Origin of the sequence: Brevundimonas sp. (genome assembly GCF_044336875.1) — a bacterium.
In the GTDB taxonomy this organism is placed as follows: Bacteria; Pseudomonadota; Alphaproteobacteria; order Caulobacterales; family Caulobacteraceae; genus Brevundimonas.
In genome coordinates, this window is sequence record NZ_JBIIOP010000008.1 from 88,152 (window position 1) to 100,952 (window position 12,801).

Here is a 12,801-nt window from a genome sequence, read left to right on the forward strand (position 1 = left end):
CAGCCTAGACTTTCGTCTCAAACAGCCTGGCCGTGGCGATGCGTCGCTGTCCGATATGCGGGATTCGGTCGCTCCGCATGGCGATATGGCGCGCGAACGACTAGGTTGGCGCACATGAATATGCACGTGCCCTCCCCCTCGCCTGAACGCCGTCCCATCGCGGTGCGGCTGGCGACGCCGCGTGGCTTCTGCGCCGGGGTGGATCGGGCCATCCAGATCGTCGAGCGGGCGATCGAGAAGTTCGGCGCGCCCGTCTATGTGCGCCACGAGATCGTCCACAACCGCCATGTGGTCGAGCGCCTGAAGTCGATGGGTGCGATCTTCGTCAAGGAACTGGACGAATGCCCGGATGACCGGCCGGTCGTCTTCTCGGCCCATGGCGTGCCCAAGTCGGTGCCCGCCAACGCCCGGGCGCGCGAGCTGCTGTTCCTCGACGCCACCTGCCCCCTGGTGTCCAAGGTCCATGTCGAGGCCGAGCGCCACCATGACGCCGGCCGCCACATCATTCTGATCGGCCACGCCGGCCACCCGGAGGTGATCGGCACCATGGGCCAGCTGCCCGAGGGCGCCATCAGCCTGATCGAGACCGAGGCCGACGCCGAATCATTCGAACGGCCCGGCGACGCCCCCCTGGCCTATGCGACCCAAACCACCCTGTCCGTCGATGACACGGCGGGTATCCTGAAGGTGCTGAAGCGGCGCTTCCCCGAACTGCCCGACCCGCACAAGGAAGACATCTGCTACGCCACGACCAACCGCCAGGACGCGGTCAAGGTGCTGGGCGAGGGCTGCGAACTGGTGCTGGTGGTCGGATCCAAGAACTCGTCCAACTCGGCCCGGCTGGTCGAGGTGGCCATGCGGGCCGGCGCCCGCGACGCACGCCTGGTCGATGACGCCTCTCAAGTGGACTGGACCTGGTTCGACGGGGTTCAGACCGTGGGCGTGACCGCCGGCGCCTCGGCGCCCGAACCGCTGATCGCGGCCCTGGTGGACGCCATCGCCGAACGGTTCGACGCCACGGTGACCGAGGACGGCGGCGCCCGCGAAACCGTGACGTTCAAGCTGCCGCGTCTGCTGACGACCTGACCACCGCCGTCAGCGGCAGAACGACGCGGAAGATGCTGCCGACGCCCGGCGTGCTCTCGACCTCGATCCGTCCGCCCATCAGCCGCGCCAGGCCATGGGCGGCCGTCAGGCCCAGACCCAGGCCGTCGGCGACGCGGGTGCTGCTCTCGTCGCCCTGAGCGAAGGCCTCGAACAGGCGCGAGGCCTCGGCCCGGGTCATGCCCGGCCCGGTGTCCTGGACCTCGAAGGTCAGGCCGTCGTGAACGATGGCGCGCAGCGTCACGCCGCCGGTCGTGGTGAAGCGGATGGCGTTGTGGATCAGGGCCGACAGAAGCTTTTCTATATGAAGGGCGTCGCCCAGCCATTCGCCCTTCATGGCCTCGAATCTGAGGGTCAGCCCCCGGGTCGCCGCCGCCCCCCGGTTCTCGGACGTCAGGCGGCGCAACAGGGCGTCGGGCCGGAAGGCGCGTTCGTCCAGGGTGACGGCGCCGTCGCCCAGACGCACGACGTCCAGCAGTTCCTCGATCATCCGCAGCTGCTGGTGGCCCGAGGCCTTCAGAATTTCCAGCCGCTCGCGCTGCTTCGGCGTGACCAGATCCTGGCCGATGATCTCGGCCATGCCCAGCACCCCGTTCAGCGGCGTCCGCAGTTCGTGACTGACGTTGGACAGGAAGCGCGTCTTGGCCGCATTGGCCGCCTCGGCCCGCTCCAGCGCCGCCGACAGGGCGGTTTCCGAAGCGCGCAGGCTACGTACGTCCGACGCCGTCCGCCCCAGCAGCATGCCGCCGCCGACCGTCAGCACCGCCAACAACAGCAGCAACAAGGGCCCGGCCTCGGTCAGGATCTGATAGCCGGGTCGCTCGGGCCGCCAGACGACTTGACCCAGGGTCTTGCCCGCCGCGTCCAGAACCTGGACGCCGGCCATGCCGTCCGGCGCAGGGGCGGCCCCCGGCTGAAAATGAAGGTCGCCCAGCGCCAGACGGGTTTGCAAGACGGCGAGTTCGGGCAGGAAGGGCTTGAACGAGGCCACCATCGGATCGGACGCCGGCGTCGGCCCCTCGGCCGTGTGACGCACGATGGTGGAGGCCCCCAACACATAGACCGCGCCGTCGATACCGACAAAGGCGCCCTTCACGCGAACGCCCGCCAGGGCGTGGGTCGAACGGTCCCGTCCCTGGGCTTCGGCGCGCAGCCGGTCGATCAGGGGACGTGCGGCCTGCGCAAAGGGATCCCGGACGTCCGGCTGCGCCGGTTGCCCCCCGTGGCTGGCCTTCGCCAACCGACCGGTCTCGTCATAGCCCAGGGTGGCCAAATGGTGATGCTGGGCCGCGTAATAGCCCCCCAGGAACCGATCGAACCAGGCGCCGTCGGTCGGCGCCCGCATCTTCTCGACGGCCTCGTCCCATACGGTGGCGGATGTCAGATCCTCGCCGACGACTTCCAGCGACCGCGCCAGCCGCAGGCCGACCAGGGCCGTTTCCTTCTCGCGCTGATGGGCGTCGATGCCCCGGCTGACGATGGCCAGAACCCCGATCATGCCGATGACGGTCGCCAGCATCAGGATCACGGCGATCCTGAACGCCCCCCAGGCGCCCTTGCCAGACTTCCATGCGACGCCACTCATGACGCCGAGCCTTACCCGACGTCAGATAAGACATGATGAATGGGTGGATACGGGGCTTACCGTTCCTCGCCGACGAAATCCTGGGCGAACTCGGGCGTCTCGTCGTCCAGCGGAAGGCTCCCGTCCTCGTCGTCGGCCTCGGACGCTCGGCTGGGGTCCGGCACCTCGAACCCGACCGGCAGCGACAGGTCCAGCAGGCCCGCCGCCTTCATCTCCTGCACGCCCGGCAGATCGTACAGGGTCGCCAGGCCGAAATGTTCCAGGAACTTGTCCGTCGTCGCATAGGTGACCGGCCGCCCCGGCGTGCGCCGACGCCCGCGCAGCCGCACGAACCCCATCTCCAGCAGCAGGTCCAGCGTGCCCTTGGAGATGGTCACGCCCCGCACGCTTTCGATCTCGGCGCGGGTGACGGGCTGATGATAGGCGATGATGGCCAGGGTCTCCAACGCGGCCTTGGACAGGCGGCGCGGCTCCTCGCGCTCCTCGGTCATCATGAAGGCCAGATCCGGGGCGGTGCGGAACCGCCATCGGTCGGCGACGCATTCCAGCTCCACCCCCCGCCCCTCGTAGCGGGCGCGCAGACCGGAAATGGCGCGGGCGACGTTGCAGCCCTCCGGCAGGCGGGCGGCGATCTCGGCGGCGGTCAGCGGGCCGGCGGCGGCGAACAGCAGGGCCTCGACCCGGCGTTCGATCTCGGCCTCGTCGGGCTGGAAGGAGAGATCGCTCACGGCGTCAGCTCCAGCGGCTGCCCCTGACCGCGCCGCTTCAGATACAGGTCCGCGAAGGCCTGCGCCTGTCGAATGTCCATCGCCCCCTCCTTGACCAGTTCCAGACTGGCCGAAAGGGTCGAGGCCGTATAGCTGGCCTGGGTCGGGCCGTCCCCGTCCTCGCGGTGCGGGGCGATCTGGTCCAGCGGGGTCCAGTCGGCCAGTTTCGGCATGATCTCGCGCAGCCAGTCGCGCGCGGCTTCCAGCTGGAAGGCCTCGACCCGCTGGCCCGGCGCATAGCGTCTGGCCTCCTCGCGCCGCCGCTGCACCACATAGGCACTCATCAGTTCATACAGACTGGCGTCAATCCGGTCGGACGGGACGATAACCTTCGCCTCGGGATCGCCGCGCGTGAAGACGTCACGCTTCAGCTGGGGACGGGCCATCAACTGCTCGACCGCCTTGCGCATCGCCTCCAGCTTCTGCAGGCGGAAGGCCAGGGCGGCGGCCATCTCCTCGGCCGGGGGCTCCTCGCCCTTGCCCTTGTCGGTGCGCGGCAGCAGCAGGCGAGACTTCAGATAGGCCAGCCACGAGGCCATCACCAGATAGTCGGCGGCCAGGGCGAAGTTCCTGCGCCGCGCCTCGTGCACGAAGGCCAGATACTGTTCCGCCAACTGGGTGATCGACAGTTTCAGCAGGTCGACCTTCTGGTTCCGCGCCAGGGCCAGCAGAACGTGCAGCGGCCCCTCATAACCGTCCAGATCCACGACGAAGGCTTCGCGCTCCTCGACCTCGGCGACGGCGGTGAAGTCCAGATTGGGCTGGAAGGCTTCGCTCATGCGGGATCAGGCCTGGGCCTCTCCCACGTCCGGCCCCTTGGCCGCCTCGACCCGTCCCGCCATGGCGCGGGAGAAGCGTTCGTGGCCCGCGACCGAGTCCAGTGGTTCCGGCGTCCGCACGATCCTCGCCATCGCAGCCTCGGCGCGCGCCCTGGCCCTGCCCTTCAGCCTGCCGGTCGCCTCGGCGACGGCCTTCATCTCGGCCATGTCCCCGTTGCAGTGCAGGACCAGATCGCAGCCCGCCTTCAATGATTGATTCGCCCGTTGGCCCAGCGATCCCTTCAGCGCCTGCATCGACAGGTCATCCGTCATGATCAGGCCGGAAAAGCCCAGATGCTCGCGCATCAGCCGCACGGTCTTCTTCGACTGGGTCGCCGGTCGCTTGCGGTCCACGGCGTCGAAGACAATGTGCGCCGTCATGGCCCAGGGCATGTCCGACAGAGCCTTGAACGGGGCGAAGTCCCAGCCGTCTAGGGTTTCGAAATCGGCATGGACCGTCGGCAAATCCTTGTGGCTGTCGGCGAAGGCCCGGCCATGACCCGGCATGTGTTTGATACAGGGCAGAACCCCGCCGGCCAGCAGCCCTTCCGCCGCCGCTCGGCCCAGCAGGGTCACGGTCTGCGGATCCTGGCCGTAGGCGCGGTCGCCGACGATGTCGTGGGCGCCGGGCACCGGCACGTCCAGCACCGGCAGCAGGTCGACGTTGATCCCGACCTCGCGCAGATCATGCGCCATCAGCCGTGCGCCCAACCGGGCCAATTCACGCGCCTGGGCAGGGTCGTCTGTCGCCTTCAGATAGGCGTCGCCCGGCGGATATTTGGGCCAGTGCGGCGGCCCCATTCGTTGGACCCGCCCGCCCTCCTGGTCGATCAATATGGGCGCGTCCGGATCACCGACGACGGCCCGCAGTTCGTCCGTCAACGCCCGCACCTGTTCCGGCGTATCAATGTTGCGCCGGAACAGGACGAAACCCCACGGCCGCGCCTCGGCGAAGAAGGCCCGTTCGTCCTCCGTCAGCCGATGCCCGGCGCAGCCGTAGATTGCGGCCGATGTCACCGAACGATGCAGTCCCGGCCGGCGGCCTTCAGCGCGTTGCAGAAGGCGACCGCCCGCTCGCGCGACAGGCCCGAGAAGGCCGTGCGGTACAGGGTCGAACCGCTGGAGGTGCTGACTTCGGTCACCCGCTTCTGGGCGCCCGAGGCGAATTGACCGAAGCGGCCGGCGACGGCGGCGTATTCGCGATCGGCGATCTCGGTCGAAGAAAAGGCGCCGATCTGCACCGAAGCGGTACCAGTCGCCGCAGCCGGAGCAGCCGGCGCGGGCGTCGTCGCAACCGGCGGCGTGGCCGGACGCGGCGCAGGCGCGGCGGGTGCAGTCGGGGTCGCGGCCTTGGCCGGCGGCAGGCCCTGGCCGGTCGGCGCGGCGACAGGCGGCGCAGCGGGTCGCGGCGCCGGCGCTTCCGGCGGCGGAGTGAAGGTCACCGGGGCGTCGGTCGTCTCCGCCTCGTCGCGATAGACGCGCACGCCGGCGGCCGGATCGACCGGCTGGGCGTCAACGGGCGGGGCCGTCTTCATCTCGCCCACGGGCTGGCCGACGGCGGGCGGCGCATCGGTCGAGGACCGCATCCCCGACCGATAGAAGAAGATCACGGCCACGATCAGCAGCAGCAGAACCACCGCGCTGATGATCAGGGTGACCGGCGGCGCCTTGCCGCCCCCCGAACCCACATTGCGTCCGCCCCCGCGCGGATCATAGGAATTGCGACGGAACGGCAGATCGTCGTCGGTCGGGGGCGTATAGGCGCCCCGGCCCGGTCGGTTTTCATCATCGAAAGACATGTCGCGCTCCGCCGTCTGTCCGGCCGCGCGAATCGGCGCGCCGAACCCTTATCCTAACGCCCCGCCGTCATCTTTCGAATCACAGATCGAGCGCGAGGTCGAGGCTGAACAGTTTCTGGTGCACTTCTATGGCGTACCGGTCGGTCATGCCGGCGATATAGTCGCACACGGCCCGCGCCCTCTGGGTCCGATCCTCGGTCAGGGCCGGCACGCCCCATTCCGGCGGCATCACCTCGGGCTCGGCCATGAACAGCTCGAACAACTGCGACAACACCCGCCGCGCCTGACTGCGCGTGCGGTTGACGCGGTAGTGGCGATACATCCGTTCGAACAGGAATTTGCGCAGGATCGCCAGGTCGGCGTGCATCGGCCGCGAGAAATCCACCAGGGTCCGTTTCGCCGTCCGCACGTCCTCGGTCGTGACGATCCGATCCTCTTCCAGTCGCCGCGCCGTCTCGGCCAGCACGTCCTCGACCATGACGCCGATCATCCGCCGCACGGCCTCGATCCGCAGCATCCGATCGTCGATGGCCGGCCAGTCGCGCCGCACCTCGGCCAGCATCGGCCCGATCAGCGGCACTTGGTCCAGGTCCTGAAGCGTGATCAGCCCCGCCTGCACCCCGTCGTCGACGTCGTGGTTGTTGTAGGCGATGTCGTCGGCGATGGCGGCGCACTGGGCCTCCAGCGAGGCGAAACTGTCCAGACGCAGGTCCCAGCCCGCCTCACCGCCCGTCCGATAGGGGCGCACCACCGACCAGGCCGGTTCGTCCAGCCGGTGTGACACCGGGCCGTTGTGCTTGATGACGCCCTCGACGGTCTCCCAGCTCAGGTTCAGCCCGTCGAACTGCGGATAGCGGTTCTCCAGCTCGGTCACGACGCGGAAGCTCTGGACATTGTGGTCGAAGCCGCCGTGGTCGGCCATCTGGATGACCAGCTCGTCCTCGCCGGCATGGGCGAAGGGCGGATGGCCCAGGTCGTGGGCCAGGGCGATGGTCTCGGCCAGATCGTCGTCCAGCCGCAGGGCGTGGGCCAGGGACCGGGCGATCTGGGCCACCTCCAGAGAATGGGTCAGGCGGGTGCGGTAGTGGTCGCCCTCGTGCGCCACGAAGACCTGGGTCTTCTCTTTCAGCCGACGGAAGGCCGTTGCGTGGATGATCCGGTCCCGGTCGCGGGCGAAGGCCGTGCGGGTGCGACTGGGCGGCTCGAAATAGCGGCGCCCCTTGGTCAGGTCGGCGCGTTCGGCGTAGGAGGCGAGTTCGATCTGGCTCAAGTCATCAACTTTGCAGCGGCTTTGTCGCGGGGGGCCTTTGCGAATGGCCTTACGCGCCTCATATAGACAGGCGTGAGCACCGTCCAATCCACAGAACCGTCCACACCCGCCTTCTCGGTCGCCACGCGCGCGCCGGAGGGCATCGTCCTGGCCGCCAGCGCCGCCAAACGCCTGGCCAGACTGGGCGCGGCCGAGGGCAAGACCCTGATGCTGCGCGTCGCGGTCGACGGCGGCGGCTGCTCGGGCTTCCAGTACCGGTTCGAACTGGTCGAGACGGCCGAGGATGACGATCTGCGGATCGAGGCCGACGGCCAGGCGGCCCTGATCGACCCCGTCTCGGTTCCTTTCCTGAAGAATTCCGAGATCGCCTACGTCGACGAACTGGCCGGCGCTCAGTTCGTGGTGCGCAATCCGAACGCCGCCTCCAGCTGCGGCTGCGGCGTCAGCTTTTCGATTTGACCAGGGCCCAGGCCGTCGCCACGACGGTCGAGGCCAGCAGGGTCGAGAACAGCCCGTCCCACGCCCCATCCCCCAACAGGGCGCCGACCAGGCCGACCAGGCTGAGGACGAACAGGACGATGGGGATGCGGAAGATCCGCCAGAGGCTGAAGTCTTTCCGCTTGGGGTTTGGGCGGCTCATGACTTGCGCCCCTTCTTGGCCAGCCAGAGGTAGAGCCCCGACACCAGGATGACGATGGTGGCCACGTCCAGCAGGGCCCACAGGATCTTCAGCGCCAGTCCGCCGTAGTCGCCGAAATGCAGCGGCTGCGACAGCGACAGGGTCTTCACATACCAGGGCGCGGGGGTGACGGCCGCCAGTTCGCCGGTACGGGCGTCGATCAGGGCGGGCGTGGTCAGATGGGTCGTCAGCGGCGTGTCGCCGTGGAAGAAGACGGCGTAATGGTGGTCGGTCGAATAGTCGGTGCCCGGGAAGGCCACGAACTGGACCTGCATCCCCGGCAGGGCCTCCTTGGCCCGCTGCACCGCGGCGTCCAGCGACGCCCTCCGCCCCGCCGGCGCCGGATGGTCATAGGCCTGGGTCAGCTCCTTCAACGAGGTCTCTTTCCAATAGGCCAGGATCGGCGTCGCCAGGGTGTTGACCACCCCGGTCACGCCCACGACCAGCACCCAGGCCACGGTCACCGCGCCCAGCAGGTTGTGATAGTCCAGCCACCGCGTCCGCGCCGCCTTCTCAACCCGCACCGTGCCGAACGGCAGGCGACGCATGAAGGGGGCGTACAGCACCACGCCCGACACCACCGCCACGACAAGCAGCAGGCCCATCGCCCCGAGGAACAGCATTCCCGGCAGGCCCAGGAACATGTCGGTGTGAAGCTGAAGCAGGAATTCCATCACCGGATGGCCGGCGACCAGGGGGGCGACCTCGCCGCTGGTCTGGTCGATCGGTTCGAAGTTGAACTTGCCGGCCGGACCGTTCGGATCGCGGGTGGTGACGTTCACCACCGGCCGGTCCACATCGAAGCTCATGAAGGCCGGAACCTCGCCCGGATGCAGGGCCAGAGCCGCCCCCAGCACTTCGTCCAGGTTCAGCATCGGACCGTCGGGGTTCTTCGGCTCCCACGGCTCGTGCAGCAGCACCTCGTTCAGCTCGTGGCTGAAAACCAGAGGCAGGCCCGTGACGCACAGCATCAGCAGGAACAGGGTCGAGATCAGGCTCGACCATTTGTGCGTCCAGGACCAGGCGCGGATCGTTCGGGCTTGCATCGGTCGTCTCTAGAACGGCTCAGCCCCGGTCGGAACCTTGGCGGGCTTCGGCCGGGGCGTCACGGTGTCGCTATGGACGGGACCTGTCGGTCCCGCCGCAATCAGAACTCGGCCGAGACCGACAGACGGAAGGTGCGCGGCGCGCCCAAAGTCAGATAGTTGTAGCCGGGGTAACCACCGACCGCGACCCACTGATCCTCGTCCGCCACGTTCTCGACCCGGGCGCGAACCGTCAGATCCTTGCCGCCGGCGACGAAGGCGTAGCGCACGCCGGCGTCGAAACGGGTGGAGCTCTCCAGTTCCAGGCTGTTGTCGGCGCTGGCCGCCTGCGAGCCGGTGTGGATCGCGCGGCCTTCGACTGTCAGACCGGTGACCATAGGCACATCCCATTCTACGTTCAGGTTGGCCTGGAAGTCCGGCACGCCGATGGGGGAATTGCCCTCGTTCGCGGCGGTCAGCGAGCGGTTGATCTCGGCGTTCAGCCAGGTCGCGCCGCCGACGAGGCGCAGGCCAGTTACCGGCTCGCCATAGACGGTTAGTTCGACGCCCTGATTTTCCTGTTCGCCGCCGTCGGAATAGACCCCGGTCGGACGCACGTCCGTCGCAGGATTGCCGTTCGAGGTGACGGTGAACAGTTCGCTGGGCAGGGTCGTGCGGAAGAGGCTCAGCGTGCCGCCGAACGAACCGGCGTCATACTTCACGCCCACCTCGGCCTGTTCGGCGCGGAACGGCTCCAACACCTCGCCGCCATTGGTGACGGTCACGGCGACAGGGGTCGCACCCCAGCCTTCGACCACCCTGCTGACCAGGGTCGGGGCCGTCTTTCCGGGCACCAGGGCCTCGGCGTAGTTGGCGTACAGCGAGATCTTGTCGCTGGGCTTGTAGACCAAGGCGAAGGCCGGGGTCGTCGCATCGCTGGAATAGCCCGAGCCGTATGAGCCGTCGGTGTAGCTGTAAGAACCGGTTTTGATTTCTTGATAGCGGACGCCGACCGTGGCTAGCAGGCGGCCATCCAGGAAGGACATCATGTCAGCCAAGGCGAAACTGGACGTGCGAGTCCGCTCGGTAATCTGCGGGTTGTTGAAGTCGCCCGATGTGCTGACGTTGGTCGGCGGTGCAATGAAGACCGGATTGTCCAGCGTGCCGACTGCGAAGCCGCCGAAATTACCGGCCCAAGCATTGCGGGATTTCAGTTGAACTTGTGAAGCTGAGGCGACCAGCCGATGCTTGACCGGACCGGTGATCAGGTCCGCGCGCAGACCGACGTCGCCCGACCAGATAGTGTCCTCACGCACATTGTCGAACCGGTTGGCGGTAAGCACGCCGGCCGCGTTTGCGTTCGGGTTAGCAAGAACATTCTCTTCCTTGCCCTGACGACCGCCGAAGGCGGCCCAGGTCGTGATGCTGTCGGTGACGTCGAACTCGCCGCGCACGGCGCCGAACAGTTGCTCCTCGTCGGTGTAGGTCCAGCGCTGGGCGAAGTTCTTGTCGGCCGAGGGGGCGTCAGGGATGGCGGTTCCCGGCGTCACGCTGGGACGCGGCGCGTCGATGCGGTGGTCCTGCCAGCCCAGATCGGCCGAGAAGCGGGCGCGGTCGCCGCGACGATCCAGGCCCAGGCCGATGACGCGCATCTGGGTGTTCTCGTCCTCGACCGAACCCTCGCCGTCGCGGCTGGCGATGTTCAGACGCGCGCCCCACTCCTCCTCGGCGCCGAAGCGGCGGGCCAGGTCGGCGGCGGCGTAGATTTCGTCATTGCCCGACACGCCGGCGGTCAGACGGGTCAGCGGACCGTTCGCGCGCTTCGGCGTCAGGTTGAAGGCGCCGCCTACGCCGGTCCCGCCCGGCGCAGCGCCGTTCAGGAAGGCGCTGGCGCCGCGGAAGACCTCGACCCGCTCGACCAGTTCCGCCGCCACGAACTGGCGCGGCAGCACGCCGTACAGGCCGTTATAGCTCATGTCGTCCGAATAGACCGGGAAGCCCCGGACCACATAAAGCTCCTGGAAGTTGCCGAAGCCCTTGGACACCCGCACGGTCGGGTCGTTCTGCAGCACGTCGCCGATGCTGCGCGACTGCTGATCGCGGACCAGTTTCTCGGTGTAGTTGCTGGTCGAGAAGGGGGTGTCCATCACCTCCATATTGCCCAGCAGACCGACCCGCCCGCCCCTGGCCACCTGGCCGCCGGCGGCCGCCCCCGTCAGACGCACCTGCGAGCCGGTTACGACGATCTCGTCCAGTTGGGTCGGCGTCGCCTCCTGCGCCAGGGCGGGGACGGCGATGGACAGGGCCAGAAGACTGGCGGCGCAGGCAAGGCGGGTCGAGCGAACCATGATTTGCAACATATTCTCAAGTGCAGGGAGATGGCGCGGTCCATACGCCCTGATGCGACTGGTTTGCAATGGCGGGATGTGACGTATGAGCGACAGTCGCCGTCCCATATGGCGGCACCGGATGACGTGTGACAGGGTGTGGTCTCACAACCCAGAGCCCGTCATGCTGAGCCTCGCCCTCGCCGCCGCCCTCGCCTCCACGCCCGCCGCCACCGAAGTCGCCTTGCCTTCGCAACCCGCGTCTCTGCATGGAACCCTGTTGAAGCCCGAGGCCGCAACGGCGGTCGCCGTGATCATTCCGGGATCAGGCCCGACCGACCGCGACGGAAACAGCCCCCTGGGCGTCGCCGCCTCGACCTACCGTCTGCTGGCCGAAGGCCTGGCGGCTCAGGACATCGCCACGGTCCGCGTCGACAAGCGCGGCGTCGCCGCCAGCGCCGCCGCCGGCCCGACCGAGTCGGACCTGCGCTTCACCGACTATTCCTCCGACGCCCGCGCCTGGGCCGCCGAGGCGGCGCGGCTGACGGGCCGCCCCTGCGCCTGGCTGATCGGCCACAGCGAAGGCGCCCTGGTCGCGCTGAAGGCGGTCGAGGGCGGAAACGACAAGGTGTGCGGCCTGATCCTGCTATCCGGCGCAGGCCGCCCGGCCGGCGCGGTTCTACGTGAACAACTGACACCTGTCCCTGAACCGCTAAAGACCCAAGCCTATGCCGTTCTTGCCGAGCTTGAGGCCGGCCGCACCGTCGCCGATCCGCCGGCTGCCCTGGCCGCCTTGTTCCGTCCCTCGGTCCAGCCCTATCTGATCTCTTGGTTGCCGCTGGACCCAGCCGCCCTGCTCGCCGCCTATGACGGGCCGGTCTTCATCGGGCAGGGAACCACCGACCTCCAAATCACCGTCTCCGAGGCCGAGGCGCTGGCCGCCGCCGATCCGGAGGCGACGCTGAAACTATGGGATGGCGTGAACCACGTGCTGAAGACGGCTCCCGCCGATCGCCTCTTCAATCTGCCGACCTATGCTGATCCGGCCCTGCCGCTCGCGCCCGGCGTGGCCGAGGACGTCGGCGTCTTCATCCGGGCGAACACCGCACCCTGACCCCCGCCTATTTCAGCCCGTCCTCCGCCAGGGTGTAGGCGACGACGGCGTTGGCGTGTCCGTGCCCCAGGCCGTGCGCCTCCTTCAGCAGGGCCACCAACTCCATGTGCTTTGCGGGATAGGCGGCGCGCACATGCCCCTGCCAGACCGAGATCGGTTGGCCGTATGTCTTCTCGATGGAGGGGAAATAGGACGCCGGTCCCTTGATCTTCTCGTCAGCCATCAAGTCCTCCTCCGGTTCAGGATGGATTGATGTCCGCAAACCCTCGGACGCGCAATCAACCGACCGCCGCTTGACTCATTTCGACGATTA

12 protein-coding genes and 1 pseudogene are annotated in these 12,801 nt (G+C 68.1%); 3 read left to right on the plus strand and 10 right to left on the minus strand.

The window, feature by feature from the left end:
• The first annotated feature begins 114 nt into the window (after positions 1-114).
• The gene (ispH, locus tag ACIQ1T_RS11570; protein ID WP_395944701.1) at positions 115-1,086 is read left to right on the plus strand and encodes a 4-hydroxy-3-methylbut-2-enyl diphosphate reductase; all 972 of its coding nucleotides are present in this window, start codon (positions 115-117) and stop codon (positions 1,084-1,086) included.
• Here the strand turns inward: ispH and ACIQ1T_RS11575 are convergent.
• The 6 genes from ACIQ1T_RS11575 to ACIQ1T_RS11600 form a co-directional block, all read right to left on the minus strand.
• On the minus strand, positions 1,058-2,689 hold the full coding sequence (locus ACIQ1T_RS11575; RefSeq protein ID WP_395944702.1) for an ATP-binding protein: 1,632 nt from the start codon (positions 2,687-2,689) through the stop codon (positions 1,058-1,060). The genes ispH and ACIQ1T_RS11575 overlap by 29 nt on opposite strands.
• A gap of 56 nt (positions 2,690-2,745) precedes the next feature.
• On the minus strand, positions 2,746-3,417 hold the full coding sequence (scpB, locus tag ACIQ1T_RS11580; protein WP_395944703.1) for an SMC-Scp complex subunit ScpB: 672 nt from the start codon (positions 3,415-3,417) through the stop codon (positions 2,746-2,748).
• Entirely contained in the window at positions 3,414-4,235 is an 822-nt protein-coding gene (locus ACIQ1T_RS11585) for a segregation and condensation protein A (RefSeq protein ID WP_395944704.1), read from the minus strand. Before ACIQ1T_RS11585 ends, scpB begins: the two co-directional genes overlap by 4 nt.
• A gap of 6 nt (positions 4,236-4,241) precedes the next feature.
• Positions 4,242-5,291: a beta-N-acetylhexosaminidase gene (gene nagZ / locus ACIQ1T_RS11590; RefSeq protein ID WP_395944705.1), complete on the minus strand. Its 1,050-nt coding sequence runs from the start codon at positions 5,289-5,291 to the stop codon at positions 4,242-4,244.
• Positions 5,288-6,073 carry an SPOR domain-containing protein gene (locus tag ACIQ1T_RS11595; RefSeq protein WP_395944706.1) on the minus strand — a complete coding sequence of 262 codons (786 nt, stop codon included), beginning with the start codon at positions 6,071-6,073 and terminating at the stop codon, positions 5,288-5,290. The genes nagZ and ACIQ1T_RS11595 overlap by 4 nt, the downstream gene beginning before the upstream one ends.
• A gap of 79 nt (positions 6,074-6,152) precedes the next feature.
• Positions 6,153-7,343 carry a deoxyguanosinetriphosphate triphosphohydrolase gene (locus ACIQ1T_RS11600; protein ID WP_395944707.1) on the minus strand — a complete coding sequence of 397 codons (1,191 nt, stop codon included), beginning with the start codon at positions 7,341-7,343 and terminating at the stop codon, positions 6,153-6,155.
• A 141-nt stretch (positions 7,344-7,484) separates the two neighbouring features.
• Here ACIQ1T_RS11600 and erpA point away from each other — a divergent pair, with 141 nt between their 5' ends.
• The gene (erpA, locus tag ACIQ1T_RS11605; protein ID WP_395944751.1) at positions 7,485-7,802 is read left to right on the plus strand and encodes an iron-sulfur cluster insertion protein ErpA; all 318 of its coding nucleotides are present in this window, start codon (positions 7,485-7,487) and stop codon (positions 7,800-7,802) included.
• On the opposite strand, the gene ACIQ1T_RS11610 is transcribed toward erpA, so the two are convergent.
• The 3 genes and pseudogenes from ACIQ1T_RS11610 to ACIQ1T_RS11620 all read right to left on the minus strand — a co-directional run bounded on the left by ACIQ1T_RS11610 (position 7,786) and on the right by ACIQ1T_RS11620 (position 11,395).
• Positions 7,786-7,983, minus strand: a complete 198-nt coding sequence (locus tag ACIQ1T_RS11610; RefSeq protein WP_395944708.1) for a hypothetical protein — start codon at positions 7,981-7,983, stop codon at positions 7,786-7,788. The genes erpA and ACIQ1T_RS11610 overlap by 17 nt on opposite strands.
• Positions 7,980-9,071, minus strand: a pseudogene (locus ACIQ1T_RS11615) (PepSY-associated TM helix domain-containing protein); the annotation flags it as partial. The gene ACIQ1T_RS11610 and the pseudogene ACIQ1T_RS11615, both read right to left, overlap by 4 nt.
• Before the next feature lie 98 nt (positions 9,072-9,169).
• Positions 9,170-11,395 carry a TonB-dependent receptor gene (locus ACIQ1T_RS11620; protein ID WP_395944709.1) on the minus strand — a complete coding sequence of 742 codons (2,226 nt, stop codon included), beginning with the start codon at positions 11,393-11,395 and terminating at the stop codon, positions 9,170-9,172.
• Between the two features lie 163 nt (positions 11,396-11,558).
• Between ACIQ1T_RS11620 and ACIQ1T_RS11625 the strand changes: the two genes are divergently transcribed.
• Positions 11,559-12,488, plus strand: a complete 930-nt coding sequence (locus ACIQ1T_RS11625) for an alpha/beta hydrolase (RefSeq protein ID WP_395944710.1) — start codon at positions 11,559-11,561, stop codon at positions 12,486-12,488.
• 7 nt (positions 12,489-12,495) lie between these two features.
• Here the strand turns inward: ACIQ1T_RS11625 and ACIQ1T_RS11630 are convergent, their stop codons facing one another.
• Positions 12,496-12,711, minus strand: coding sequence for a DUF4287 domain-containing protein (locus ACIQ1T_RS11630; protein ID WP_395944711.1), 216 nt, complete (start codon positions 12,709-12,711; stop codon positions 12,496-12,498).
• Between the last annotated feature and the right edge of the window lie 90 nt (positions 12,712-12,801).

Coding starts and splice junctions, on each gene's coding strand:
- ACIQ1T_RS11610 (WP_395944708.1), bottom strand. CDS start 7,983: ATGAGCCGCCCAAACCCCAAGCGGAAAGACTTCAGCCTCTGGCGGATC.
- ACIQ1T_RS11625 (WP_395944710.1), top strand. CDS start 11,559: ATGCTGAGCCTCGCCCTCGCCGCCGCCCTCGCCTCCACGCCCGCCGCC.
- ACIQ1T_RS11620 (WP_395944709.1), bottom strand. CDS start 11,395: ATGGTTCGCTCGACCCGCCTTGCCTGCGCCGCCAGTCTTCTGGCCCTG.
- ACIQ1T_RS11595 (WP_395944706.1), bottom strand. CDS start 6,073: ATGTCTTTCGATGATGAAAACCGACCGGGCCGGGGCGCCTATACGCCC.
- ACIQ1T_RS11585 (WP_395944704.1), bottom strand. CDS start 4,235: ATGAGCGAAGCCTTCCAGCCCAATCTGGACTTCACCGCCGTCGCCGAG.
- ispH (WP_395944701.1), top strand. CDS start 115: ATGAATATGCACGTGCCCTCCCCCTCGCCTGAACGCCGTCCCATCGCG.
- ACIQ1T_RS11630 (WP_395944711.1), bottom strand. CDS start 12,711: ATGGCTGACGAGAAGATCAAGGGACCGGCGTCCTATTTCCCCTCCATC.
- ACIQ1T_RS11575 (WP_395944702.1), bottom strand. CDS start 2,689: ATGAGTGGCGTCGCATGGAAGTCTGGCAAGGGCGCCTGGGGGGCGTTC.